The organism is Escherichia sp. UTM R2, from assembly GCF_048593455.1.
Lineage (GTDB): Bacteria > Pseudomonadota > Gammaproteobacteria > Enterobacterales > Enterobacteriaceae > Escherichia > Escherichia coli.
On the sequence record NZ_JBFWDY010000002.1, the window covers coordinates 1715549 to 1741774 of the forward strand.

Consider the following 26226-nt stretch of genomic DNA (forward strand, 5'->3'; position numbering starts at 1 on the left):
TATTTCATTATTGCAATCGGTATGATACCGGACCTCAATAATTCTCTAAGAAAGGATTTCTTATGAGCGAACAAATCACGTTTGCCACCAGCGATTTTGCCAGTAACCCGGAACCACGTTGCCCCTGCATTTTGCTGCTGGATGTTTCTGGTTCGATGAACGGTAGACCCATTAATGAACTTAACGCCGGATTGGTTACCTTTCGCGATGAGCTGCTTGCCGACCCGCTGGCCTTAAAAAGAGTGGAACTTGGTATTGTGACGTTCGGCCCGGTGCATGTGGAACAACCCTTTACCAGCGCCGCTAATTTTTTCCCGCCCATCCTGTTTGCCCAGGGCGATACACCAATGGGTGCCGCCATTACCAAAGCCCTGGATATGGTAGAGGAGCGGAAACGTGAGTATCGTGCAAATGGTATTTCGTATTATCGCCCGTGGATTTTCCTGATCACCGATGGCGCTCCAACCGATGAGTGGCAGGCTGCCGCCAACAAAGTGTTTCAGGGGGAAGAAGATAAGAAGTTTGCCTTCTTTTCCATCGGTGTTCAGGGGGCGGATATGAAGACGCTGGCCCAAATCAGCGTCCGTCAGCCTTTGTCTCTGCAGGGATTACAATTCCGCGAACTGTTTAGCTGGTTATCCAGTTCACTGCGTTCGGTTTCCCGCTCCACGCCGGGAACGGAAGTTGTGCTGGAAGCGCCAAAAGGCTGGACGTCAGTGTGAGCTGGCGTCTGGTTTATGCATCCGCTGTTGGAACGTCGCACATTAGCGCTGATTTACCTTGTCAGGATGCCTGCCAGATGCAGGTTGCCTGGCTAAATGACCAGCAGCCATTACTGGTGATGTTCCTTGCTGATGGCGCAGGTAGCGTTTCGCAGGGAGGAGAAGGCGCGAAGCTCGCCGTCAATGAAGCGATGGCGTTTATGGTGCAAAAAGTACAGGACGGTGAATTGGGGCTTAATGATGTCCTCGCCACAAATATGGTACTGACCATTCGTCAACGACTTTTTGCCGAGGCAGAAGCCAAAGCATTAGCAGTTCGCGATTTTGCCTGCACGTTTCTGGGATTGATTTCATCGGCTAACGGCACATTGATTATGCAAATTGGCGACGGCGGTGTAGTGGTGGATTTTGGTCGTGGTCTGGAACTGCTGCTCACGCCGATGGTGGGTGAATATGCCAATATGACGCATTTCATTAGCGATGAAGATGCTGTTTCCAGACTGGAAACTTTCACCAGCACTGAGCGTGCGCATAAAGTTGCAGCATTTACGGATGGTATTCAGCGACTGGCGTTAAATATGCTGGATAATTCTCCGCATGTGCCTTTCTTTACCCCGTTTTTCAATGGACTGGCGGCAGCAACGCAGGAACAACTCGATTTATTACCTGAATTGTTAAAGCAGTTTTTGTCGAGCCCGGCGGTAAACGAGCGTACCGATGATGATAAAACGTTGGCACTGGCGCTGTGGTTACCATGAAACCCACTTTATATACTGCTACTGGTGAGTGCGTTACGCCAGGCCGTGAACTGGGCAAAGGCGGTGAAGGTGCGGTTTATGATATCGAGGAGTTTGCCGATAGCGTCGCCAAGATTTATCACACGCCGCCACCCGCCTTAAAACAGGACAAACTTGCCTTTATGGCTGCGACAGCTGACGCGCAGTTGTTGAATTATGTCGCCTGGCCGCAGGCAACGCTTCACGGTGGGCGAGGCGGAAAAGTTATCGGTTTTATGATGCCAAAAGTTTCTGGTAAAGAACCGATTCATATGATCTATAGCCCGGCACATCGTCGCCAGAGTTACCCTCATTGTGCGTGGGATTTTCTACTCTATGTTGCGCGCAATATTGCTTCATCTTTTGCTACGGTTCACGAGCACGGGCACGTCGTGGGGGACGTAAACCAGAACAGCTTTATGGTAGGTCGCGACAGCAAAGTGGTGTTGATCGATAGTGACTCCTTTCAGATTAACGCCAATGGCACACTGCATTTATGCGAAGTCGGCGTGTCGCATTTTACGCCGCCAGAGCTACAAACCTTGCCATCATTTGTCGGTTTTGAACGTACCGCGAATCACGATAATTTTGGCCTTGCGTTGCTGATTTTTCACGTCTTGTTTGGTGGGCGGCATCCTTATTCTGGTGTGCCGCTTATCTCTGATGCGGGTAATGCGCTGGAGACGGATATTGCCCATTTCCGTTATGCCTACGCGTCAGATAATCAGCGACGTGGTTTAAAACCGCCGCCACGATCGATTCCGCTATCGATGTTACCGAGTGATGTTGAAGCCATGTTTCAGCAGGCATTCACGGAAAGTGGCGTGGCAACCGGGCGTCCGACGGCTAAAGCGTGGGTAGCGGCACTTGATTCTCTGCGCCAACAGTTAAAGAAATGTCCCGTTTCGGCAATGCATGTTTATCCCGCTCATTTGACCGACTGCCCGTGGTGTGCGCTGGATAATCAAGGCGTTATCTATTTTATTGATCTCGGCGAAGAGGTCATTACCACCAGCGGTGATTTTGTGCTGGCGAAAGTCTGGGCGATGGTGATGGCGTCAGTAGCACCGCCAGCATTGCAATTGCCATTACCCGATCATTTCCAACCGACTGGCAGGCCACTTCCTTTAGGCCTGTTACGGCGCGAATACATCATTCTGCTTGAGATCGCGCTGTCAGCGTTATCGCTGCTGCTTTGCGGCCTTCAGGCAGAACCGCGTTATATTATTTTGGTTCCTGTGCTGGCGGCTATCTGGATTATTGGCAGTCTGACAAGCAAAGCTTATAAAGCAGAAATCCAGCAACGCCGTGAGGCATTTAATCGCGCGAAAATGGACTATGACCATTTAGTCAGCCAGATCCAACAGTTGGGCGGGCTGGAAGGTTTTATCGCCAAACGGACGATGCTCGAAAAAATGAAGGAAGAAATTCTCGGGTTACCGGAAGAAGAAAAACGTGCTCTGGCAGCACTTCACGACACCGCAAGGGAACGGCAGAAGCAGAAGTTTCTGGAGGGATTTTTTATTGATGCTGCCTCTATTCCCGGCGTTGGCCCTGCGCGTAAAGCGGCGTTACGGTCTTTTGGTATTGAAACAGCCGCGGATGTTACCCGTCGTGGGGTTAAGCAAGTTAAAGGGTTTGGTGATCATCTGACCCAGGCGGTCATCGACTGGAAAGCGAGCTGTGAACGCCGTTTTGTGTTCAGGCCGAACGAAGCGGTAACGCCTGCAGAAAGACAAGCGGTAATGGCGAAAATGGCCGCCAAACGACATCGGCTGGAATCGGCGTTGACTGTCGGCGCGACAGAGTTGCAGCGATTCCGCCTTCATGCTCCAGCACGGACCATGCCGTTGATGGAACCGTTACGTCAGGCGGCAGAAAAACTGGCTCAGGCGCAGGCAGATTTAAGCCGCTGCTGAGCCATTTTTCAATTAACGAAACACCACTTCCGCCCAGCGTGCCAGCCCGGCGGTGACGGAGCCAAAGTCATCGCCGCCTGCAATCGGAATGCCCGGCAACTGTTCTGCCAGCGCTTTTTTAATCAGCGGAGAACGGGCGCTACCGCCGGTCAGGTAGATAACGTCCGGTTTTTCCTGGGCGTTATCGAGGGCCAGTTGCACCTGTTCCAGAATCCGCGCCAGTGGCTGGCTGAGGGCGCTTTCCAGCCCTTGCTGGCTAATCAGCGTAGCCAGTTCATCGCTGATAAACGGCAGTGAGGCGCGGGTTTCCGCTACGCTTGAAAGAGCAATTTTGCACTCTTCTGCGCTACGCACCAGGCGATAGCTTAAACGCTGACGCCAGACTTTCTGTAACAGGGCCACTTTTTCCGGTTCGCGGGCATCGCGTACCAGATCGTTAAGCAGACGACCGTTGGCACTACTGTAGAAATCACTCTGCGCAGGTACGTCGTTGATGGCAACCGCATTCCACCACGGCAGAATCGGCAGGGCGATGCCTTTTTCGGTTTCGCCACCCATGCCCAATAACGGCATCAGGTTTTTAAACGCCAGTGCGATATCCAGATCGTTACCGCCAATACGGCAACCACTGTGACCCAGCAGACTGGCTTCACGATCGAGACGCGAACGCCACTGCGGCCCCATCAGCAGCAATGAACAGTCAGTCGTACCACCGCCGATATCCACCACCAGCACCCGTTTTTCTTCCTGCAAGGTGGCTTCGTAATCCAGCCCAGCCGCGACCGGCTCGTACTGGAATACCACGTCCCTGAATCCGGCACGCTTCGCCGCGCGTTCCAGAATCCCCTGCGCCTGGGTGTTTGCTTCATCGCCGCCAAGCCCCTGGAAGTTGATAGGGCGACCGATCACCGCCTGAGTAATCGTTTCTGGCAGCTGTGCCTGCGCCTGCTGGCGAATGTGCAACATCATTGCGCAGACCAGATCCTCAAACAGCGCTACCTGCTGCGGTTTTAAGCCGCTGGCACCGAGGAACGATTTTGGTGATTTCACAAACCACACTTCTTCCGGATCATCAATGTACTGTGCCAGTGAGGAAAGTCCGAACTGCACGCTTTTCGCCGTAACATCGATATCTTCTTCGCGGTTATAACGAATCGCCCGACGCAACAGCGCCTGCGTTTCATCGTCGTCTGCCGGAACATCATGATGGCGGTACAACCATTCGCTTACCGCTTCACGCGTTGGCGCACAAAGCATTGAAGGCAGCAGCGTGCTGTCGTTTTCCATTTTCAGTAATTGCGGTTTACCGTCACGCATGACCGCCACTGAACAGTTTGCTGTACCGTAATCAAAACCAATAAACACGAATTAATCCCCATGCCGGTGAAGAAGGGGCGTGACTTTAGCGAAATGTTGCCGTCGCGACAACCGGAATATGAAAGCAAAGCGTAGCGTCTGAATAACGTTTATGCTGAAAGCGGATGAATAAGGAGATGCGATGTATACCCTGAACTGGCAGTCGCCGTATGACTGGTCGTGGATGTTGGGATTTCTCGCCGCCCGTGCGGTGAGCGGTGTGGAAACGGTCGCGGACAGTTATTATGCCCGTAGTCTGGCGGTGGGCGAATATCGCGGCGTGGTGACTGCTGTTCCGGATATAGCCCGCCATACTCTGCACATAAATTTAAGTGTAGGTTTAGAACCCGTTGCCGCTGAGTGTCTGGCGAAAATGAGCCGCCTGCTTGATCTGCAATGTAACCCGCAGATTGTTAACGGTGCGTTGGGCAAGTTAGGCGCGGCGCGGCCCGGATTGCGTTTACCCGGCAGTGTTGATGCTTTTGAGCAGGGCGTGCGGGCGATTTTAGGCCAACTGGTGAGCGTGGCGATGGCGGCAAAATTGACCGCCAGAGTGGCACAGCTTTATGGCGAACGGCTGGATGATTTTCCGGAGTATATCTGCTTCCCCACGCCTCAGCGGCTGGCAGCAGCAGACCCGCAGGCATTAAAAGCGTTAGGTATGCCGTTGAAACGGGCAGAGGCGCTGATTCATCTGGCAAATGCGGCGCTGGAGGGCACCTTACCAATGACAATACCGGGCGATGTGGAGCAGGCGATGAAAACGCTGCAAACTTTTCCGGGTATCGGGAGCTGGACGGCGAATTATTTTGCTTTGCGTGGCTGGCAGGCGAAAGATGTTTTCCTGCCGGATGATTATCTGATTAAACAGCGATTTCCGGGAATGACACCGGCGCAAATCCGCCGTTATGCCGAGCGCTGGAAGCCCTGGCGTTCTTATGCGCTGTTGCATATCTGGTATACGGAAGGCTGGCAGCCAGACGAAGCATGACGTTGGTCGCCGGAAGCGGTGCGAGCGCCTTGCGGAATGAGCGATTTGTAGGCCTGATAAGACGCGTTAGCGTCGCATCAGGCAATGGGCAAACGCTCCCTCAGTTAATCGCGAAATAACTGCTATTCACCAGCAAATCCAGCGGTTGGGCATCGGCAATCACCTCACCATAAATCAGATCGACGCCGATGCCAGAAAGCGTATCCATCACTAAGGGTAAAACGACTGGCCCGGCGATGGTTTTCATCCCGAGTCGCTGAGCGTGCCCCTGAATAATCGTAATCAGCATCTCATCCATCAAATTACCCTGCACGTTGGCGCATAACTCACCATCAAGTAGCAGGTAATCTGCCATATTCGCTTTCAGCGAGTTGAAGATTTGCAGATCGCGGCCCACCTGGCTGAGCACTATCCGACATCCCGCCAGCCGCAGTTTTTGCACGCTTTCTGCGTGATCTAAAATCGCTTCAGCCGGAATAATCAGATGTAATAACCGTGGTGGTAGAGGGCTATTTTCCAGCTGCTCAAGCAGATCATTCACCAGCGTGGCGCTACTCAAACCGGCAACGGAAAGGGGGAGGGAGATGCTTATGCCTTTACTGGCAACCGCTTTTGCGGCCTGCTGGAAAAATTCGTGGAATACCCGGCGGTCAAGAGCATGGCTAAGCGCCGGATCGCTGAAGCTACGACGAAATGTTTGTTCATCAATAATCTCGCCTTCGCAACTCCAGAGCTTAAGTGAAATCAGCCACAAATTACGCGCTTCCGGGATCCGTGGCGAAGCGACACCGTGGGCGAGCATCATCAACTGATTCTCTTTAATCATCCGCCACTGTTCATCAAGCGACATCGCCGCCCGTTCGCTATGTGCGGCAGCTTGCTGCGGTTCGTAAACCGTCACCCGGCCCCGGCCACCATTTTTGGAGGCATAACAGGCGATATCAGCCTGCGACATCACTTCTGCCGCCTGATGATTGTTGTCATCAATCAAGGTAATCCCGGCACTGGCACCTACCCGATGCACACGGCCTTCCCATATAAAGTGATAGTCATTCACGGCACTGATAATGCGTGTAGCGATAAAACGCGCGCTTTCAACATTACAGTCTGGTAGCAGCAGACCAAATTCATCCCCACCGAGTCGCGCCAGCACGTCGCTGGAACGCAGCATACTCAGCATTAACGACGCCAGTTCGCGCAGCAAAGCGTCACCCGCCGCATGCCCGGCGCTGTCATTCACCGCTTTAAAGCGATCAAGATCGATAAACACCAGGGCATGTCGCTGATGTGTACTGTTTACCGTTTGCAGCAGGATACGCAGTTGTTTCTCAAAACTGGCGCGGTTGGCGAGATGCGTCAGTGCATCATGGGAGGCGCTGTAGCTCAGCTGGCGCAGCATTTTGCGTGATTCGGTAACGTCCTGAATCACCAGAACCGAACCAATATTGCTGCCGTCCAGAGTACTTAACGGCGTAATACTGTAATGCACGTCGTAACTGCCGCCGCTCCGGCAGTGCAACACCACATCTTGTTCAATCGCGGAACGTGAGGTGTCGGCACTGTAAATGTTTTCCATTAATGGTCCGTTGTCGCCAAAAGTAATATGCAACACCGTCAGGAGCGGAACACCTAATGCTTCTTCCTGCGTCCAGCCGCTCATCTTCTCCGCCACTGGATTCATAAAGGTAATTTTCATTGCCATATCAATACAGACCACGGCTTCGCCGATGGAGTCCAGCGTAATGTGCAGGCGCTCTTTTTCCTGAAACAATGCCTCGTTAAGCTGTTTAACCTCAGTCATATCCATATTAATGCCGAGCAGGCGTTCGACTTCGCCTTCTTTATTCAGTACCCGGTTGGCGAGGGCGCGGATATGGCGAATACCGTCTTTTACGGTAATGCGAAATTCCAGTTTAAAGGGCGAGCGTGATTGCAACGAATCACGAATCACTTTTTCGGCATGCTGGCGATCTTCCGGCAGCACGCACTCGTACCACACCTGCCAGTTCGGTTTGATATGTGGAGGAATTTCATACAGCTCGAACATCCGCTTATCCCAGCTAAAAATATTCGGCTTCAACTCCCACTCCCAGATGCCAATCCCGCCCGCTTCGTTAGCCAGAGTGATGCGCTCCATCAGTTGCTGATTCACCTGTTCGGTGCGTTTTAGCTCGTTAATGTCTTCAATCTGAGCGATAAAATAGAGCGGCGTGCCATCCGTGTGGCGCACCAGAGAGACGGCAAGCAACGCCCAGACAACATCGCCATTGCGGTTGTAGTAACGTTTTTCCATTGAATAGGTGTTTATTTCACCGCTTATCAGCTTTTCAACCTGTTGGAGATCTTTATTGAGATCCTCCGGCCAGGTCAGTTGCTGGAAGGTGAGTCCGCGCAGCTCTTCCTGACTGTAACCGAGAAACTGGCAGAGTGCTTTGTTGGATTGCAGCCATTGTCCCTCGGTGCCCACTAACGCCATGCCGATAGCGGAATATTCCATCGCGTTTCGAAAGCGGGTTTCGCTTTCGGAAATGTGTTTGCGTTCCGCACGAAAGGCATACATCACCATGGTCATGATGTTGGCGGGCAGCAGGATCAGCAAAAACGGTAGCCACGGCATATGGCTCATCAGGTACGTACGCGGCGTAGCAAGCAGGGAGGGATCCGCGGCCATCATCAGCGACACCATCATCACCGTGGTAAGGAAGATCAAAAAGGCTTCCATTCGTGGCAGGCGCACGGCGCTCCACATCAACAGCACAATAATGAAAGTAAAAGGCCACGGCAGATACAGCATCGAAAGCCAGCTTAACGTCAGTGTGATGGCTAACGTGAGCAGCGACTCAAAAAGCAACCGTGGGTTGCGATGGCGCAGCAGATAGTGTGGTTTAAATAACAATCCCAGCGGCACCAGTGCCAGAGCGCCGATGGATTCTGACAGTACCCATATCAAAAATGCCCTGAGAGGATCGTCTCCGGGCGTCAGCAGGACAACCAGAACACCCCCCAACAGAGGCGGAACAATGGCGCTGCCGAGTGCCAGACGCAGCCAGTCAGCCAGATTTTGCAAGGGGTTATACCACGGCAGCAATTTACGTAGCAGCACTGCCCCGACCACGGCTTCAACAATATTGATGGTCGTCCAGGTCATGTTCAGCGAGCTGGTGGAAAAAAGCAGGATGGATGCGGCGATATTTCCCAGCGAACAGCTCAGCGCAATTCCCGGCCACATGCGCCCGACATGGCGATAAAACGCCACCATCATGATGGACGTCGGGAACCACAGTGGGGCGAGTTGGGTGCCAAACTGCGAAAGCTCAAGCGAGAAAAGGGTAAAGATAAACGAGACTAAACCTAAACTGACCAGGTGAAGCAGCGGGTGGGGCAGGGCAATTAATACATGCTGTGATTGTTTGCTCATTACCGCTTTATCCGCAAGACCTGGTCGCCAGTATTCGTTTCTGTGTTTATGCTAGTACAAAAGTTTTACATTTTATATGCGAATTGCTCATAAAGTGACGTAAAGGCGGATAATTTGCGCAACTGCGTATAACATTTTTTACCTTGTATAAAACTGATCAACGTAATTTGCCACCGGGAATTCTTCGTCAACAATTAACTCTGAGCGCGCGGCAACGCTATTCGACTGGTATCAGGCGGATGAAATCCCTATAATTGCCGCGTTTGGCGCTTCGTCGCCCCCTTCCTAACATCCAGGTTAATCAGGTCGCTAAATATATGACTGATCAGTCTCATCAGTGCGTCATTATCGGTATCGCTGGCGCATCGGCTTCCGGCAAGAGTCTTATTGCCAGTACCCTTTATCGTGAATTGCGTGAGCAAGTCGGTGATGAACACATCGGCGTAATTCCCGAAGACTGCTATTACAAAGATCAAAGCCATCTGTCGATGGAAGAACGCGTTAAGACCAACTACGACCATCCCAGCGCGATGGATCACAGTCTGCTGCTTGAGCATTTACAAGCGTTGAAACGCGGCTCGGCAATTGACCTGCCGGTTTACAGCTATGTTGAACATACGCGTATGAAAGAAACGGTGACGGTTGAGCCGAAGAAGGTCATCATTCTCGAAGGCATTTTGTTGCTGACGGATGCGCGTTTGCGTGACGAACTTAACTTCTCCATTTTCGTTGATACCCCGCTGGATATCTGCCTGATGCGCCGCATCAAGCGTGACGTTAACGAGCGTGGGCGTTCAATGGATTCAGTGATGGCGCAATATCAAAAAACCGTGCGCCCGATGTTCCTGCAATTCATTGAGCCTTCTAAACAATATGCGGACATTATCGTGCCGCGCGGCGGGAAAAACCGCATCGCGATCGATATATTGAAAGCGAAAATAAGTCAGTTCTTTGAATAAGCTTGATAAATTGTGTACCGTTCAGTGATAACCTGGTATGCCCTTGACGTAATTGGCGTTAAGGGAGTGATGCGCGAAAGGAGAAAATGCCATGCGTCTGTGTGACCGAGATATTGAAGCCTGGCTTGATGAAGGCCGTTTGTCGATCAACCCACGTCCGCCAGTGGAGCGTATTAACGGCGCGACGGTGGATGTACGCCTGGGCAATAAATTTCGTACCTTCCGTGGTCACACGGCAGCGTTTATCGATCTGAGCGGTCCCAAAGATGAAGTGAGCGCCGCGCTTGACCGCGTGATGAGCGATGAGATCGTTCTCGACGAGGGCGAGGCGTTCTATCTTCACCCAGGAGAGCTGGCGCTGGCGGTGACGCTGGAGTCGGTGACGCTGCCAGCCGATCTGGTGGGCTGGCTGGACGGGCGTTCCTCACTGGCGCGTCTGGGGCTGATGGTGCACGTCACCGCGCACCGCATCGATCCGGGCTGGTCTGGTTGCATTGTGCTGGAGTTCTACAACTCCGGTAAGCTGCCGCTGGCGCTGCGTCCGGGCATGTTAATTGGTGCGCTGAGCTTTGAGCCGCTTTCCGGCCCGGCGGCGCGACCTTACAACCGCCGTGAAGATGCGAAATATCGCAACCAGCAGGGCGCGGTAGCCAGCCGAATCGATAAAGACTAATTCAGGCCCATTGAGGATACCATGAGACGATTTCTGACGACGCTGATGATACTCCTGGTCGTGCTGGTGGCCGGGTTATCTGCGTTAGTGTTGCTGGTGAATCCGAATGATTTCCGCGACTATATGGTCAAGCAAGTTGCTGCACGTAGCGGTTATCAATTGCAGCTCGACGGGCCACTGCGTTGGCACGTCTGGCCGCAGCTTAGTATCCTCTCCGGGCGAATGTCTCTCACCGCCCAGGGCGCAAGCCAGCCACTGGTTCGCGCCGACAACATGCGTCTGGACGTGGCGCTTTTACCACTACTGAGTCATCAACTGAGCGTTAAGCAGGTGATGCTAAAAGGGGCAGTGATCCAACTGACGCCGCAGACGGAAGCGGTGCGCAGTGAAGACGCTCCGGTTGCACCGCGCGACAATACCTTGCCGGATCTGTCAGACGATCGCGGATGGTCGTTTGATATATCCAGTCTTAAGGTGGCGGACAGCGTGCTGGTGTTCCAGCATGAAGATGACGAGCAGGTGACAATCCGCAATATCCGCCTGCAAATGGAACAAGATCCCCAACATCGTGGCTCATTTGAGTTCTCCGGGCGGGTTAATCGCGATCAGCGCGATCTCACAATATCCCTTAACGGTACGGTAGATGCTTCTGATTATCCGCATGATTTAACGGCGGCTATTGAACAAATTAACTGGCAGTTGCAGGGTGCCGATTTACCAAAACAAGGTATTCAGGGGCAGGGGAGTTTCCAGGCCCAGTGGCAGGAGTCACATAAACGCCTTTCATTTAACCAAATCAGCTTGACCGCCAATGACAGTACGCTGAGCGGGCAAGCACAGGTCACGCTGACAGAGAAACCTGAATGGCAGCTGAGACTGCAATTCCCGCAACTGAATCTTGACAACCTCATCCCGCTTAATGAAACCGCGAATGGTGAAAACGGTGCCGCGCAGCAGGGGCAGAGCCAATCAACGTTGCCGCGCCCGGTTATTTCTTCGCGTATTGATGAACCGGCCTATCAGGGACTGCAAGGCTTTACGGCTGATATTTTGTTGCAGGCCAGTAACGTGCGCTGGCGCGGAATGAATTTTACAGATGTTGCCACGCAAATGACCAACAAGTCGGGTTTGCTGGAAATTACTCAACTGCAGGGCAAGCTTAACGGTGGACAGGTTTCACTGCCGGGCACGCTGGACGCGACATCAATAAATCCGCGGATAAACTTCCAGCCACGGCTGGAAAACGTTGAGATTGGTACCATTCTGAAGGCGTTTAACTATCCGATTTCGTTGACCGGAAAAATGTCACTGGCTGGTGATTTCTCCGGTGCTGACATAGATGCCGACGCATTCCGCCACAACTGGCAAGGACAGGCACATGTCGAAATGACCGACACGCGCATGGAAGGGATGAACTTCCAGCAGATGATTCAGCAAGCGGTAGAGCGTAATGGCGGTGATGTGAAGGCCGCTGAAAACTTTGATAACGTGACGCGGCTTGACCGCTTTACCACCGATTTGACGTTGAAGGATGGCGTCGTGACGTTAAACGACATGCAAGGTCAATCGCCTGTGCTGGCGCTGACAGGGGAAGGCATGTTGAATCTGGCAGATCAAACCTGCGACACCCAGTTTGATATTCGGGTCGTGGGTGGCTGGAACGGGGAAAGCAAACTGATTGATTTCCTCAAAGAAACGCCAGTACCGCTGCGGGTTTATGGCAACTGGCAGCAACTCAATTACAGTCTGCAAGTGGATCAGTTACTGCGCAAACATCTACAGGACGAAGCGAAACGTCGCCTGAATGACTGGGCCGAGCGGAATAAAGATTCCCGCAATGGCAAAGATGTGAAGAAGTTGCTGGAGAAGATGTAGGTTACCAGGTGACCTGTCCTGTAGGCCTGATAAGACGCGTAAAGCGTCGCATCAGGCGTTCGCGGCGGCACCATTATATTCTGAATATGTAAGATCGAAGGCTGTTCCGTTCACTTGATGTTCCTCACTACTATGGAACGCTCAAGCCGGTGAACGTGCCAGGGTGGCTCAATCGCCACCACCCTGGCAACCCGGGCTCCCGGCGGTAAATCGCCGCTGGCGCGGTTCCCTCATCTTATTCCTTTCGGCTATCGGGTAAAATGACCGATACCATCACACCTCGTACTCCAACTCGCCATCCTTATGCAGCGGAATAATCTGCACCTTCTGCACGCGATGGCTTTCTACCTGCAACGTTTTAAGCAAATAATCCCCCACCTGAACTTCTTCGCCAGGTTTTGGAATACGCTGTAAATATTCCATCAACAGCCCGGCAATGGTGTGATATTCACGTTTTTCATCCAGCGGCAGCGGCACATATTGCACCAGATCTTCCAGCGGCATATGACCATTCGCCGTCCAGGAACCGTCCGCATTCTTCTGAATATCATGGCGGGCGTCGATCTCTTCCACTTCGTTCGGTAAGTTACCGGCAATGGTTTCAGTGACGTCACTTAATGTCACAATCCCTTCCACCGAGCCAAACTCATCCACCACAAAAGCAAAGTGCGTGCGGGCATTACGGAACTGCTCCAGGGCAGGTAACAACGGCAAGGTTTCCGGGAACACCAGCGGCTGGCGAATCAACACCCGCAGGTTGAGCGGTTCGCCACGCAGTGACTGTTGTAGCAGGTCGATAACGTGAACAACACCGAGCAAATCTTCTGCGTCATCACCGTCGGTAACCACCAGCCGCGTATGCTGATTTCGCTCCAGCAACTGGCGGATCTCGTCTTCCGGCGCGTTGAGATCGATATGCTCAATATCGTGGCGCGACGTCATAATGCTGCTGACAGTACGCTGGTTAAGATTAAGTACCCGCTCAATCATCCGCCGTTCCTGCGGATTAAAGATCTGCTGGTTACCATGATCCACCAGCATGGACGCGGTTTCGGCGTCCAGTTCCGCATCTTCTTTTTGCCCGCTAAGCAGGCGCATTACCGCTTCGGTAGTCCGCTGGCGTAGCGTCTGGTTAGCGGAAAGAAAACGTCGCCGGTTAAAGATAGCCAACTGATTGAGCGCCTCGATCATCACCGAGAAACCAATGGCAGCGTACAGGTAGCCTTTCGGAATGACGAAGCCGAAACCTTCTGCCACCAGGCTAAAGCCAATCATCAACAGGAAGCTTAAGCAGAGAATAACGATGGTCGGGTGACTGTTAACAAATTGCGTTAACGGCTTGCTGGCCATCAACATCAGGCTGATAGCGATAACCACGGCGGCCATCATGACCAGTAAATGGTCGACCATCCCGACGGCGGTAATCACTGAGTCGAGTGAGAAGATGGCGTCCAGTACCACAATTTGCGTCACCACGCCCCAGAACTTCGCACCTTTGCGTTGTGTGGGATTATTGCTGTCTTTCCCTTCCAGCCGTTCGTTCAGCTCCATCGTGGCTTTGAACAACAGGAAGAAACCACCAAACAGCATGATTAAGTCGCGGGCGCTAAAGGTAAACGAGCGGAAGCTGAACAGCGGTTGAGTCAGGGTGACCAGCCAGGAGATTGACGCCAGCAGTAACAGGCGCATTAACATCGCCAGCAGCAGCCCGGTAACCCGTGCGCGGTCGCGCTGCTTCGGCGGTAGTTTTTCGGCGAGGATGGCAATAAAGACCAGGTTATCAATGCCGAGGACCAGTTCGATCACAATCAGCGTGATTAACCCGGCCCAGATAGACGGATCGGCAATCCATTCCATAGTAAGTACAAAACCTATTCGTTGTATGACAAATGTCACAATTCGATCATGGATAAATCGGGGCAAAAATGCAATGTTGCAGCACTATTTATCTCATATTATTTGAGGGTAATAACCTCACATTATCCCTGAATTAAAAGTGGTAATAATAAAACATTATTTAAGAAATATCGCATGTGGAGGCGCAATATTAAATATTGTCAACCTAAAGAAACTCCTAAAAACCATATTGAATGACACTTAATATAATTCTTAAAAATAGCCAATTGCCGAATTGTTACCTTGCCTGCTATTCCGTTAGCTGTAACACTTCCTCCTGCATTATTGGAGAGCCAATATTCAATTACCATAATGTCACCTTATATTCGGAAGTTAATTTCCGCAATAACCCTTTCTCATCAACGACTGCATGCTGAGAGGGTGTGAAAAATTAAACTAAATCAGTGTATTGGTAGCTAAAAAGCCAGGGGCGGTAGCGTGTCTGGATGCCTGAAAGACCAGTCTGAATTATTCTGTCAATAGCCTGCGGATGAAATCAATTTTTTTAGGACTGATGCCAGTTAAATTTTTATTCAATTAACTGCAAGGTAAATGTGCATGGCGACATTGCTATTAATAGTGCACAGGATAATTACTCTGCCAAAGTGATAAATAAACAATGATGAAATCCAAAATGAAATTGATGCCATTATTGGTGTCAGTAACCTTGATAAGCGGTTGCACAGTACTTCCGGGCAGCAATATGTCGACGATGGGCAAAGACGTCATCAAACAGCAGGACGCTGATTTCGATCTCGACAAAATGGTGAATGTTTATCCGCTGACCCCGCGCCTGATTGACCAATTACGCCCACGCCCGAATGTAGCGCGCCCCAATATGACGCTGGAAAGTGAGATCGCGAATTACCAGTATCGCGTCGGGCCGGGGGACGTTCTTAATGTCACCGTCTGGGATCACCCGGAACTCACCACGCCAGCCGGTCAGTACCGCAGCTCCAGCGACACCGGCAACTGGGTACAGCCTGACGGCACTATGTTTTACCCGTATATCGGCAAGGTCCACGTAGTCGGGAAAACGCTCGCTGAAATCCGCAGTGATATTACCGGGCGCTTAGCGACGTACATCGCTGACCCGCAGGTGGACGTTAATATCGCCGCCTTCCGCTCACAAAAGGCCTATATCTCCGGTCAGGTGAATAAATCCGGTCAACAGGCGATCACCAACGTGCCACTGACTATTCTCGACGCCATCAACGCCGCAGGTGGCCTGACCGACACCGCTGACTGGCGCAACGTGGTGCTAACACACAATGGTCGTGAAGAGCGCATTTCTTTGCAGGCGCTGATGCAAAACGGCGACCTCAACCAGAATCGCCTGCTTTACCCCGGCGATATTCTCTACGTGCCACGTAATGATGATCTGAAAGTATTTGTGATGGGTGAAGTGAAGAAACAGAGCACCCTGAAAATGGACTTTAGCGGCATGACCCTGACTGAAGCCCTGGGTAATGCTGAAGGCATCGACATGACCACCTCCAACGCCAGCGGCATCTTTGTCATTCGTCCGCTGAAAGGCGAGGGCGGGCGTAATGGCAAGATTGCCAATATCTACCAGCTGGATATGTCCGATGCGACGTCGCTGGTGATGGCGACAGAATTCCGCCTGCAACCTTATGACGTGGTGTATGTCACCACCGCCCCGGTTTCCCGCTGGAACCGTCTGATCAATCAGTTGCTGCCAACTATTAGCGGTGTCCGTTACATGACGGATACAGCCAGCGACATTCATAACTGGTAATCGTCATGTTTAACAACATCTTAGTTGTCTGTGTCGGCAATATTTGCCGTTCCCCGACGGCGGAACGCTTACTGCAACGTTATCACCCGGAACTGAAAGTGGAGTCCGCTGGACTCGGCGCGCTGGTCGGTAAGGGCGCTGATCCTACCGCTATCAGCGTCGCCGCAGAACATCAACTGTCTCTGGAAGGTCACTGTGCACGGCAAATCAGCCGCCGTCTGTGTCGCAACTATGACCTGATTTTGACCATGGAAAAGCGCCATATCGAACGCTTATGCGAGATGGCACCTGAGATGCGCGGCAAAGTGATGCTGTTTGGTCACTGGGATAACGAATGTGAAATCCCCGATCCGTATCGCAAAAGCCGGGAAACGTTTGCAGCGGTGTACACATTACTTGAACGGTCTGCCCGCCAGTGGGCGCAGGCATTGAACGCAGAGCAGGTATAAGAATGACAGAAAAAGTAAAACAACATGCCGCTCCGGTAACGGGCAGTGATGAAATCGATATTGGTCGCCTGATCGGCACCGTCATTGAAGCGCGCTGGTGGGTGATTGGCATCACCGCCGTATTTGCCCTCTGTGCCGTGGTTTACACCTTCTTCGCCACGCCGATTTATAGTGCCGACGCACTGGTACAAATCGAGCAAAGCAGCGGCAATTCGCTGGTGCAGGATATCGGCTCGGCATTAGCCAACAAACCGCCTGCATCGGACGCCGAGATCCAGTTGATTCGTTCGCGTCTGGTGCTTGGTAAAACGGTGGACGATCTCGACCTCGATATTGCAGTGAGCAAAAACACGTTACCGATTTTCGGTGCGGGCTGGGATCGTTTGATGGGACGTCAGAACGAGACGGTGAAAGTGACCACCTTTAACCGCCCGAAAGAGATGGCGGATCAGGTGTTTACGCTTAATGTGCTGGACGATAAAAACTACACCCTGAGCAGTGATGGCGGCTTTAGCGCCCGTGGACAAGCGGGCCAGATGCTGAAAAAAGAAGGCGTCACGCTGATGGTTGAAGCCATTCACGCCCGCCCGGGCAGTGAGTTTACCGTCACCAAATACTCCACGCTGGGGATGATCAATCAACTGCAAAACAGCCTGACGGTAACGGAGAACGGCAAAGACGCAGGCGTACTGAGCCTGACTTATACCGGTGAAGATCGCGAACAGATCCGCGACATTCTTAATAGCATCGCCCGTAACTATCAGGAACAAAATATTGAGCGCAAATCGGCGGAAGCGTCGAAAAGCCTCGCCTTCCTCGCGCAACAGTTACCGGAAGTACGTAGCCGCTTGGATGTTGCCGAAAACAAACTGAATGCCTTCCGTCAGGATAAAGATTCTGTTGATCTGCCGCTGGAAGCAAAAGCGGTGCTCGATTCGATGGTGAACATCGATGCGCAGTTGAACGAACTGACCTTTAAAGAGGCGGAAATCTCCAAGCTGTACACCAAAGTTCACCCGGCGTACCGCACGCTGCTGGAGAAACGTCAGGCGCTGGAAGAAGAGAAAGCCAAACTTAACGGTCGCGTAACGGCGATGCCGAAAACCCAGCAGGAGATTGTGCGCCTGACCCGCGATGTCGAGTCTGGTCAGCAGGTCTATATGCAACTGCTGAATAAAGAGCAGGAGCTGAAAATCACCGAGGCCAGCACCGTCGGCGATGTGCGCATTGTTGACCCGGCAATCACTCAGCCTGGCGTGCTGAAACCGAAGAAAGGGCTGATTATCCTCGGCGCGATTATCCTTGGCCTGATGCTTTCTATCGTGGGTGTGCTGCTGCGCTCGTTGTTTAATCGCGGCATTGAAAGCCCGCAAGTACTGGAAGAACACGGTATTAGCGTCTATGCCAGCATCCCGCTGTCGGAATGGCAGAAAGCGCGTGATAGCGTCAAAACCATCAAAGGGATTAAACGCTATAAACAGAGCCAGCTACTGGCGGTGGGGAATCCAACCGATCTGGCGATTGAAGCCATCCGCAGTCTGCGTACCAGTCTGCACTTCGCGATGATGCAGGCACAGAACAATGTGTTGATGATGACCGGGGTTAGCCCGTCAATTGGTAAAACCTTTGTCTGCGCCAACCTGGCGGCGGTGATCAGCCAGACCAATAAACGCGTGTTGTTGATCGACTGCGATATGCGCAAAGGCTACACCCACGAGCTGTTGGGCACTAATAACGTTAATGGCCTGTCGGAAATTCTGATTGGTCAGGGCGATATTACTACCGCTGCTAAACCGACCTCTATTGCCAAATTTGACCTGATCCCGCGCGGTCAGGTGCCGCCAAATCCTTCTGAACTGTTGATGAGCGAACGCTTTGCCGAACTGGTGAACTGGGCGAGTAAAAACTATGACCTGGTGTTGATTGATACGCCGCCGATTCTGGCAGTGACCGATGCGGCAATTGTTGGTCGTCATGTCGGAACCACATTAATGGTGGCGCGTTATGCGGTCAACACATTGAAAGAAGTGGAAACCAGTCTGAGCCGCTTTGAGCAAAACGGTATTCCGGTGAAAGGGGTGATTCTGAACTCCATCTTCCGCCGCGCCAGCGCGTATCAGGATTATGGCTATTACGAATACGAATATAAGTCGGATGCGAAATAACGACGCCTGCATTCGCACCGCCCCGTAGGCCGGATAAGGCGTTCACGCCGCATCCGGCAAGCAAACCAGCTCATAAGCCGGGAGAACAACCTATGAAAGACAATCCGCTGATCTCAATCTATATGCCGACCTGGAACCGCCAACAACTGGCGATTCGGGCGATAAAATCGGTCCTGCGCCAGGACTACAGTAACTGGGAGATGATCATCGTGGATGATTGCTCCACCTCCTGGGAACAACTGCAACAGTACGTCAGCGCCCTCAACGATCCGCGTATCACCTACATTCACAACGACATTAACAGCGGGGCGTGCGCGGTACGTAACCAGGCGATTATGCTGGCGCAAGGGGAATACATTACCGGGATCGATGACGATGATGAATGGACGCCCAACCGTCTGAGCGTCTTCCTCGCCCATAAACAGCAACTGGTCACACACGCCTTTTTGTACGCTAACGACTACGTTTGCCAGGGCGAAGTCTATTCCCAACCGGCAAGCTTGCCGCTGTATCCCAAATCGCCGTATTCACGCCGCCTGTTCTATAAACGCAATATCATTGGCAATCAGGTCTTTACCTGGGCGTGGCGTTTCAAAGAGTGTTTGTTCGATACCGAACTGAAAGCGGCACAGGATTACGACATCTTCCTGCGGATGGTGGTGGAGTATGGTGAACCGTGGAAAGTGGAAGAGGCGACGCAGATCCTGCATATCAATCACGGTGAAATGCAGATCACCTCGTCACCGAAAAAATTCTCCGGATACTTCCACTTTTACCGCAAGCACAAAGACAAATTCGACCGCGCCAGCAAAAAATATCAGCTGTTTACCCTCTACCAGATCCGCAATAAACGCATGACCTGGCGCACTTTGCTGACGCTGCTGTCGGTGCGTAACGGCAAACGTCTGGCTGATGGTATTCGGGGGCGCTAAAGATGCTGGAAGATCTGCGTGCCAACAGCTGGAGTTTACGCCCGTGCTGCATGGTACTTGCCTATCGTGTTGCTCATTTTTGTTCGGTGTGGCGCAAAAAGAACGTCCTCAACAATCTTTGGGCGGCCCCGCTGCTGGTGCTGTATCGCATTATCACCGAATGCTTTTTCGGTTATGAAATCCAGGCCGCCGCGACCATTGGCCGCCGCTTTACTATCCATCACGGTTACGCCGTAGTGATCAATAAAAACGTGGTAGCGGGGGATGATTTCACCATTCGTCACGGCGTCACTATCGGCAATCGTGGTGCCGATAACATGGCATGTCCACACATTGGCAACGGCGTCGAACTCGGTGCCAACGTCATTATTCTTGGTGATATCACGCTTGGTAACAACGTCACCGTGGGCGCGGGCAGTGTGGTGCTCGACTCTGTCCCGGACAACGCGCTGGTGGTGGGAGAAAAAGCGCGAGTGAAGGTAATTAAATGAATATTCTGCAATTTAATGTGCGACTGGCGGAAGGCGGGGCAGCAGGTGTGGCGTTAGATCTCCACCAGCGCGCGCTGCAACAGGGGCTGGCGTCACATTTTGTCTACGGTTACGGCAAAGGCGGCAAAGAGAGCGTCAGCCATCAGAACTATCCGCAGGTCATCAAACATACGCCGCGGATGACCGCAATGGCGAATATTGCCCTGTTTCGTCTGTTTAATCGCGATCTGTTTGGCAATTTCAATGAGTTATATCGCACCATTACTCGCACACCGGGTCCGGTGGTCCTGCATTTTCATGTGCTGCACAGCTACTGGCTAAATCTTAAGAGCGTGGTGCGCTTTTGCGAAAAGGTGAAAAACCATAAACCGGACGCCACTCTGGTCTGGACGCTGCACGATCACTGGAGCGTTACCGGACGCTGCGCCTTTACCGACGGTTGCGAAGGCTGGAAAACAGGCTGCCAGAAATGCCCGACCTTAAATAACTATCCGCCGGTGAAGATTGATCGCGCACACCAACTGGTGGCGGGCAAACGCCAGTTATTCCGTGAGATGCTGGCGCTGGGCTGTCAGTTTATTTCCCCCAGCCAGCATGTGGCTGACGCTTTCAATAGCCTGTACGGTCCAGGGCGTTGCCGGATTATCAATAATGGCATTGATATGGCAACTGAAGCGATTCTGGCGGACTTGCCTCCGGTGCGCGAAACCCAGGGCAAGCCGAAAATCGCGGTGGTGGCGCATGATCTGCGTTACGACGGCAAAACTAACCAGCAACTGGTACGCGAGATGATGGCGCTGGGCGACAAAATTGAACTGCATACCTTTGGTAAGTTCTCGCCGTTCACCGCTGGCAACGTGGTTAATCACGGCTTTGAAACCGACAAACGTAAGCTGATGAGCGCGCTCAATCAGATGGATGCGCTGGTATTCAGTTCTCGCGTCGATAACTACCCGCTGATTTTGTGTGAGGCGCTATCGATTGGCGTGCCGGTGATTGCCACCCATAGCGATGCGGCGCGGGAAGTGTTGCAAAAATCCGGCGGTAAAACCGTCAGCGAAGAAGAGGTGCTGCAACTGGTGCAGTTAAGCAAACCGGAAATCGCGCAGGCGATATTTGGTACCACGCTGGCTGAGTTCAGCCAACGCAGCCGCGCCGCCTACAGTGGACAACAGATGCTGGAGGAGTATGTCAACTTCTATCAGAATCTGTAGCTACCTGTTGCTGCCGCTGATTTATCTGCTGGTTAACGTCAAAATCGCCCAGCTTGGCGAAAGTTTCCCCATCACCATCGTCACTTTTTTACCTGTCTTGTTACTGCTGTTTTTAGAACGCATCAGCGTTAAAAAATTGATGATTGCCTTAGGGATTGGCGCGGGACTCACGGCGTTTAACTATCTGTTTGGTCAGTCGCTGGATGCCAGTAAATACGTCACTTCAACTATGCTGTTTGTCTATATTGTGATCATTATTGGCATGGTGTGGAGTATTCGTTTTAAAACAATTTCGCCACACAACCATCGCAAGATATTACGTTTCTTTTATCTGGTGGTCGGGCTGGTGGTGGCGCTGGCGGCGGTGGAGATGGCACAAATTATCCTCACCGGTGGCAGCAGTATTATGGAGTCGATTTCGAAATATCTGATTTACAGCAACAGCTATGTGCTGAATTTCATTAAATTCGGCGGCAAGCGCACGACAGCACTTTATTTCGAACCGGCATTTTTCGCTCTGGCATTAATCTCAATTTGGCTCAGCATCAAACAGTTTGGTATCAAAACGCCTAAAACAGATGCTATGATTCTCGCAGGGATAATATTATCCGGATCGTTTTCAGGGGTTATGACCTTTATCCTGTTTTATTTGCTGGAGTGGGCATTTCAATATCTGAATAAAGAGGCGATTAAGAAAAAGTTACCGTTAGCATTGATTTCTCTGGCTGTATTCCTGGTTGGTGTGGTAATCGCGTTTCCTTATATTTCCACCCGTCTGGGCGATTTAGGTACGGAAGGATCGTCATCATATTATCGTATTGTCGGTCCGCTGGTGATGGTCGGTTATTCTTTGACCCATATTGACGGTGTAGTCAGATTTGGCTCACTTTATGAATATGTCGCATCATTCGGAATATTTAACGGTGCGGATGTCGGAAAAACCATAGACAATGGTTTGTATCTGCTGATTATTTATTTTTCCTGGTTCGCAGTGTTTTTATCGCTGTGGTACATGGGGAAAGTGATAAAAATGATGATCAACGCTTTTGGTGATAACCGCAATTTTCGCGTGCAATTATATCTTTTTACTCCGGTGTCGCTGTTTTTTACCGGTTCGATATTTAGCCCGGAATATGCATTTTTAATCGTCTGTCCGTTTATTTTGCGAAAAGCGTTAAATATTACGAGGTAAGAATAAGAACATGTTGCTTAGCATAATCACTGTCGCGTTTCGTAACCTCGAAGGGATAGTCAAAACACATGCCTCGCTGGCGCATCTGGCGCTGGCGGAAGATATCAGCTTCGAATGGATTGTTGTCGATGGCGGTTCCAATGACGGCACCCGTGAGTATCTGGAAAATCTCAATGGTATCTATAACCTACGCTTTGTCAGCGAGCCAGATAACGGTATCTACGACGCCATGAACAAAGGCATTACGATGGCACAAGGCAAGTTCGCGTTGTTTCTCAATTCGGGCGATATTTTTCATCAGGATGCCGCAAATTTTGTCCGTAAGTTAAAAATGCAAAAAGATAACATGATGATCACCGGCGATGCGCTGCTGGATTTTGGCGACGGGCATAAAATTAAACGTAGCGCCAAACCGGGCTGGTATATTTATCACAGCCTGCCCGCCAGTCATCAGGCGATATTTTTCCCTGTATCCGGCTTGAAAAAATGGCGTTATGACCTGGAGTATAAAGTTTCTTCCGACTACGCGCTGGCAGCCAAAATGTATAAAGCCGGTTATGCATTTAAAAAACTCAATGGCCTGGTGTCTGAATTTTCCATGGGTGGGGTATCTACCACCAATAATATGGAATTGTGTGCTGACGCCAAAAAAGTCCAACGACAAATATTACATGTACCTGGCTTTTGGGCTGAATTATCCTGGCATTTACGCCAACGTACTACCTCAAAGACGAAAGCCTTATATAACAAAGTCTGAATATAAGGAGAACCAATGCAAGATTTAAGCGGTTTCTCGGTGCCGAAAGGGTTCCGGGGCGGCAACGCTATTAAAGTGCAATTATGGTGGGCAGTACAGGCAACAATATTTGCCTGGTCGCCACAAGTATTGTATCGCTGGCGGGCATTTTTATTACGTTTATTCGGCGCAAAAATAGGAAAAAACGTAGTTATTCGTCCGTCAGTAAAAATTACCTATCCGTGGAAATTAACCTTAGGTGATTACGCGTGGGTCGGCGATGACGTCAATTTATATACCCTCGGTGAAATAACCATTGGCGCACATTCGGTGATATCGCAAAAAAGTTATTTATGCACCGGTAGCCACGACCATGCAAGTCAACATTTCACCATTAATGCTACGCCTATTGTGATTGGCGAGAAATGCTGGCTGGCAACCGATGTTTTTGTTGCCCCTGGCGTCACGATTGGCGACGGCACCGTCGTGGGTGCACGAAGCAGTGTTTTTAAAACGCTTCCGGCAAATGTGGTTTGCCGGGGGAATCCCGCAGTGGTGATACGCGAACGCGTTGAAACTGAATAAATTCAAAAAATACAGAGGAATAAGACATGTCAAAAGTCGCTCTCATCACCGGTGTAACCGGACAAGACGGTTCTTACCTGGCAGAGTTTCTGCTGGAAAAAGGTTACGAGGTGCATGGTATTAAGCGTCGTGCATCGTCATTCAACACCGAGCGCGTGGATCACATTTATCAGGATCCGCACACCTGCAACCCGAAATTCCATCTGCATTATGGCGACCTGAGTGATACCTCCAACCTGACACGCATTTTGCGTGAAGTGCAGCCGGATGAAGTGTATAACCTGGGCGCAATGAGCCACGTTGCGGTCTCTTTTGAGTCACCGGAATATACCGCAGACGTTGATGCGATGGGTACGCTGCGCCTGCTCGAGGCGATCCGCTTCCTCGGTCTGGAAAAGAAAACCCGTTTTTATCAGGCTTCCACCTCTGAACTGTACGGTCTGGTGCAGGAAATTCCGCAGAAAGAAACCACGCCGTTCTACCCGCGATCTCCGTATGCGGTCGCCAAACTGTACGCCTACTGGATCACCGTTAACTACCGCGAATCCTACGGCATGTACGCCTGTAACGGTATTCTCTTCAACCATGAATCCCCGCGCCGCGGTGAAACCTTCGTTACCCGCAAAATCACCCGCGCAATCGCCAATATCGCCCAGGGGCTGGAGTCGTGCCTGTACCTCGGCAATATGGATTCCCTGCGTGACTGGGGCCATGCCAAAGACTACGTAAAAATGCAGTGGATGATGCTGCAACAGGAACAGCCGGAAGATTTCGTTATTGCTACCGGCGTTCAGTACTCCGTACGTCAGTTCGTGGAAATGGCGGCAGCACAGTTGGGCATCAAACTGCGCTTTGAAGGCACGGGTGTTGAAGAGAAGGGCATTGTGGTTTCCGTCACCGGGCATGACGCGCCGGGCGTTAAACCGGGTGATGTGATTATCGCCGTTGACCCGCGTTACTTCCGTCCGGCAGAAGTTGAAACGCTGCTCGGCGACCCGACCAAAGCGCACGAAAAACTGGGCTGGAAACCGGAAATCACCCTCAGAGAGATGGTATCTGAAATGGTGGCTAATGACCTCGAAGCGGCGAAAAAACACTCTCTGCTGAAATCTCACGGCTACGACGTGGCGATCGCGCTGGAGTCATAAGCATGAGTAAACAACGCATTTTTATTGCTGGCCATCGCGGGATGGTCGGTTCCGCCATCAGGCGGCAGCTCGAACAGCGCGGTGATGTGGAGCTGGTATTACGCACCCGCGATGAACTGAACCTGCTGGACAGCCGCGCGGTGCATGATTTCTTTGCCAGCGAAAGCATTGACCAGGTCTATCTGGCGGCGGCGAAAGTGGGCGGCATTGTTGCCAACAATACCTATCCGGCGGATTTCATCTATCAGAACATGATGATTGAGAGCAACATCATTCACGCCGCGCATCAGAACGACGTGAACAAACTGCTGTTTCTCGGATCGTCCTGTATCTACCCGAAACTGGCAAAACAGCCGATGGCAGAAAGCGAGTTATTGCAGGGCACGCTGGAGCCGACCAACGAGCCTTACGCCATTGCCAAAATCGCCGGGATCAAACTGTGCGAATCTTACAACCGCCAGTATGGACGCGATTACCGCTCAGTCATGCCGACCAACCTGTATGGCCCGCATGACAATTTCCACCCGAGTAACTCGCATGTGATCCCAGCATTGCTGCGTCGCTTCCACGAGGCGACGGCACAGAATGCACCGGACGTGGTGGTATGGGGCAGCGGTACACCGATGCGTGAATTCCTGCACGTCGATGATATGGCGGCGGCGAGCATTCATGTCATGGAGCTGGCGCACGAAGTCTGGCTGGAGAACACCCAGCCGATGCTGTCGCACATTAACGTCGGTACGGGCGTTGACTGCACTATCCGCGAGCTGGCGCAAACCATCGCCAAAGTGGTGGGTTACAAAGGTCGGGTGGTTTTTGATGCCAGCAAACCGGATGGTACGCCGCGCAAACTGCTTGATGTGACGCGCCTGCATCAGCTTGGCTGGTATCACGAAATCTCACTGGAAGCGGGGCTTGCCAGCACTTACCAGTGGTTCCTTGAGAATCAAGACCGCTTTCGGGGGTAATG

At 51.8% G+C, this 26226-nt stretch carries 22 protein-coding genes; 18 read left to right on the top strand and 4 right to left on the bottom strand.

The features are described from left to right. Positions 1–62: 62 nt before the first annotated feature. The 3 genes from AB4H76_RS09040 to yegI are packed head-to-tail and all read left to right on the top strand — an operon-like array spanning position 63 to position 3417. Positions 63–722, top strand: a complete 660-nt coding sequence (locus AB4H76_RS09040; protein ID WP_000003153.1) for a vWA domain-containing protein — start codon at positions 63–65, stop codon at positions 720–722. Continuing rightward, positions 719–1480, top strand: coding sequence for a PP2C family serine/threonine-protein phosphatase (locus AB4H76_RS09045; RefSeq protein ID WP_000119052.1), 762 nt, complete (start codon positions 719–721; stop codon positions 1478–1480). The genes AB4H76_RS09040 and AB4H76_RS09045 overlap by 4 nt, the downstream gene beginning before the upstream one ends. Further along, complete coding sequence (gene yegI, locus AB4H76_RS09050; RefSeq protein ID WP_088537847.1) at positions 1477–3417, top strand: protein kinase YegI; 1941 nt, start codon at positions 1477–1479, stop codon at positions 3415–3417. Before AB4H76_RS09045 ends, yegI begins: the two co-directional genes overlap by 4 nt. A gap of 12 nt (positions 3418–3429) precedes the next feature. On the opposite strand, the gene yegD is transcribed toward yegI, so the two are convergent. Beyond that, positions 3430–4782, bottom strand: a complete 1353-nt coding sequence (gene yegD / locus AB4H76_RS09055) for a molecular chaperone (protein ID WP_053291808.1) — start codon at positions 4780–4782, stop codon at positions 3430–3432. Positions 4783–4915: 133 nt separating this feature from the next. Between yegD and alkA the strand changes: the two genes are divergently transcribed. After that, the gene (gene alkA, locus AB4H76_RS09060; protein ID WP_000288423.1) at positions 4916–5764 is read left to right on the top strand and encodes a DNA-3-methyladenine glycosylase 2; all 849 of its coding nucleotides are present in this window, start codon (positions 4916–4918) and stop codon (positions 5762–5764) included. A 100-nt stretch (positions 5765–5864) separates the two neighbouring features. Here alkA and AB4H76_RS09065 read toward each other — a convergent pair whose 3' ends face one another. After that, on the bottom strand, positions 5865–9182 hold the full coding sequence (locus AB4H76_RS09065) for a diguanylate cyclase (protein WP_420062587.1): 3318 nt from the start codon (positions 9180–9182) through the stop codon (positions 5865–5867). 317 nt (positions 9183–9499) lie between these two features. On the opposite strand from AB4H76_RS09065, the gene udk reads away from it, so the two are divergent. The 3 genes from udk (at position 9500) to asmA (ending at position 12689) form a co-directional block, all read left to right on the top strand. Further along, a complete protein-coding gene (gene udk / locus AB4H76_RS09070; RefSeq protein WP_001295424.1) occupies positions 9500–10141 on the top strand; it encodes a uridine kinase in 642 nt (213 codons plus the stop codon). Positions 10142–10232: 91 nt separating this feature from the next. After that, a complete protein-coding gene (gene dcd, locus AB4H76_RS09075) occupies positions 10233–10814 on the top strand; it encodes a dCTP deaminase (protein ID WP_001234767.1) in 582 nt (193 codons plus the stop codon). Between the two features lie 21 nt (positions 10815–10835). Further along, positions 10836–12689, top strand: coding sequence for an outer membrane assembly protein AsmA (gene asmA / locus AB4H76_RS09080; protein WP_001252331.1), 1854 nt, complete (start codon positions 10836–10838; stop codon positions 12687–12689). A 273-nt stretch (positions 12690–12962) separates the two neighbouring features. On the opposite strand, the gene AB4H76_RS09085 is transcribed toward asmA, so the two are convergent. After that, positions 12963–14546 carry a TerC family protein gene (locus AB4H76_RS09085; RefSeq protein ID WP_001300971.1) on the bottom strand — a complete coding sequence of 528 codons (1584 nt, stop codon included), beginning with the start codon at positions 14544–14546 and terminating at the stop codon, positions 12963–12965. A 200-nt stretch (positions 14547–14746) separates the two neighbouring features. Further along, complete coding sequence (locus tag AB4H76_RS09090; RefSeq protein ID WP_162829205.1) at positions 14747–14896, bottom strand: hypothetical protein; 150 nt, start codon at positions 14894–14896, stop codon at positions 14747–14749. Between the two features lie 308 nt (positions 14897–15204). Here AB4H76_RS09090 and wza point away from each other — a divergent pair, with 308 nt between their 5' ends. The 11 genes from wza to fcl all read left to right on the top strand — a co-directional run bounded on the left by wza (position 15205) and on the right by fcl (position 26224). Further along, complete coding sequence (wza, locus tag AB4H76_RS09095; protein ID WP_000978094.1) at positions 15205–16344, top strand: polysaccharide export protein Wza; 1140 nt, start codon at positions 15205–15207, stop codon at positions 16342–16344. 5 nt (positions 16345–16349) lie between these two features. After that, complete coding sequence (gene wzb / locus AB4H76_RS09100; RefSeq protein WP_000482901.1) at positions 16350–16793, top strand: low molecular weight protein-tyrosine-phosphatase Wzb; 444 nt, start codon at positions 16350–16352, stop codon at positions 16791–16793. 2 nt (positions 16794–16795) lie between these two features. Beyond that, on the top strand, positions 16796–18958 hold the full coding sequence (wzc, locus tag AB4H76_RS09105) for a tyrosine-protein kinase Wzc (protein WP_420062588.1): 2163 nt from the start codon (positions 16796–16798) through the stop codon (positions 18956–18958). 92 nt (positions 18959–19050) lie between these two features. Then, positions 19051–19890, top strand: coding sequence for a colanic acid biosynthesis glycosyltransferase WcaA (gene wcaA / locus AB4H76_RS09110; RefSeq protein WP_000654494.1), 840 nt, complete (start codon positions 19051–19053; stop codon positions 19888–19890). 2 nt (positions 19891–19892) lie between these two features. Next, on the top strand, positions 19893–20381 hold the full coding sequence (gene wcaB / locus AB4H76_RS09115; RefSeq protein WP_000888740.1) for a colanic acid biosynthesis acetyltransferase WcaB: 489 nt from the start codon (positions 19893–19895) through the stop codon (positions 20379–20381). Next, positions 20378–21595, top strand: a complete 1218-nt coding sequence (wcaC, locus tag AB4H76_RS09120) for a colanic acid biosynthesis glycosyltransferase WcaC (RefSeq protein WP_023565418.1) — start codon at positions 20378–20380, stop codon at positions 21593–21595. Before wcaB ends, wcaC begins: the two co-directional genes overlap by 4 nt. Further along, positions 21570–22787: a colanic acid polymerase WcaD gene (gene wcaD, locus AB4H76_RS09125; RefSeq protein ID WP_000107816.1), complete on the top strand. Its 1218-nt coding sequence runs from the start codon at positions 21570–21572 to the stop codon at positions 22785–22787. The genes wcaC and wcaD overlap by 26 nt, the downstream gene beginning before the upstream one ends. Before the next feature lie 10 nt (positions 22788–22797). Then, positions 22798–23544 (top strand): colanic acid biosynthesis glycosyltransferase WcaE, encoded by a 747-nt coding sequence (gene wcaE, locus AB4H76_RS09130; RefSeq protein WP_021562645.1) that lies wholly within the window; start codon positions 22798–22800, stop codon positions 23542–23544. Positions 23545–23559: 15 nt separating this feature from the next. After that, a complete protein-coding gene (gene wcaF, locus AB4H76_RS09135; RefSeq protein WP_001153550.1) occupies positions 23560–24108 on the top strand; it encodes a colanic acid biosynthesis acetyltransferase WcaF in 549 nt (182 codons plus the stop codon). 26 nt (positions 24109–24134) lie between these two features. Beyond that, entirely contained in the window at positions 24135–25256 is a 1122-nt protein-coding gene (gene gmd, locus AB4H76_RS09140) for a GDP-mannose 4,6-dehydratase (RefSeq protein WP_000048190.1), read from the top strand. A gap of 2 nt (positions 25257–25258) precedes the next feature. Then, a complete protein-coding gene (fcl, locus tag AB4H76_RS09145; protein WP_000043615.1) occupies positions 25259–26224 on the top strand; it encodes a GDP-L-fucose synthase in 966 nt (321 codons plus the stop codon). Positions 26225–26226: the final 2 nt, after the last annotated feature.

Bases quoted from the DNA above. Each gene is read 5' to 3' on its own strand.
- AB4H76_RS09040 (WP_000003153.1), top strand. From the start codon at position 63: ATGAGCGAACAAATCACGTTTGCCACCAGCGATTTTGCCAGTAACCCG.
- yegI (WP_088537847.1), top strand. From the start codon at position 1,477: ATGAAACCCACTTTATATACTGCTACTGGTGAGTGCGTTACGCCAGGC.
- alkA (WP_000288423.1), top strand. From the start codon at position 4,916: ATGTATACCCTGAACTGGCAGTCGCCGTATGACTGGTCGTGGATGTTG.
- AB4H76_RS09065 (WP_420062587.1), bottom strand. From the start codon at position 9,182: ATGAGCAAACAATCACAGCATGTATTAATTGCCCTGCCCCACCCGCTG.
- udk (WP_001295424.1), top strand. From the start codon at position 9,500: ATGACTGATCAGTCTCATCAGTGCGTCATTATCGGTATCGCTGGCGCA.
- dcd (WP_001234767.1), top strand. From the start codon at position 10,233: ATGCGTCTGTGTGACCGAGATATTGAAGCCTGGCTTGATGAAGGCCGT.
- asmA (WP_001252331.1), top strand. From the start codon at position 10,836: ATGAGACGATTTCTGACGACGCTGATGATACTCCTGGTCGTGCTGGTG.
- AB4H76_RS09085 (WP_001300971.1), bottom strand. From the start codon at position 14,546: ATGGAATGGATTGCCGATCCGTCTATCTGGGCCGGGTTAATCACGCTG.
- AB4H76_RS09090 (WP_162829205.1), bottom strand. From the start codon at position 14,896: ATGGTAATTGAATATTGGCTCTCCAATAATGCAGGAGGAAGTGTTACA.
- wza (WP_000978094.1), top strand. From the start codon at position 15,205: ATGATGAAATCCAAAATGAAATTGATGCCATTATTGGTGTCAGTAACC.
- wzb (WP_000482901.1), top strand. From the start codon at position 16,350: ATGTTTAACAACATCTTAGTTGTCTGTGTCGGCAATATTTGCCGTTCC.
- wzc (WP_420062588.1), top strand. From the start codon at position 16,796: ATGACAGAAAAAGTAAAACAACATGCCGCTCCGGTAACGGGCAGTGAT.
- wcaA (WP_000654494.1), top strand. From the start codon at position 19,051: ATGAAAGACAATCCGCTGATCTCAATCTATATGCCGACCTGGAACCGC.
- wcaB (WP_000888740.1), top strand. From the start codon at position 19,893: ATGCTGGAAGATCTGCGTGCCAACAGCTGGAGTTTACGCCCGTGCTGC.
- wcaC (WP_023565418.1), top strand. From the start codon at position 20,378: ATGAATATTCTGCAATTTAATGTGCGACTGGCGGAAGGCGGGGCAGCA.
- wcaD (WP_000107816.1), top strand. From the start codon at position 21,570: ATGTCAACTTCTATCAGAATCTGTAGCTACCTGTTGCTGCCGCTGATT.
- wcaE (WP_021562645.1), top strand. From the start codon at position 22,798: ATGTTGCTTAGCATAATCACTGTCGCGTTTCGTAACCTCGAAGGGATA.
- wcaF (WP_001153550.1), top strand. From the start codon at position 23,560: ATGCAAGATTTAAGCGGTTTCTCGGTGCCGAAAGGGTTCCGGGGCGGC.
- gmd (WP_000048190.1), top strand. From the start codon at position 24,135: ATGTCAAAAGTCGCTCTCATCACCGGTGTAACCGGACAAGACGGTTCT.
- fcl (WP_000043615.1), top strand. From the start codon at position 25,259: ATGAGTAAACAACGCATTTTTATTGCTGGCCATCGCGGGATGGTCGGT.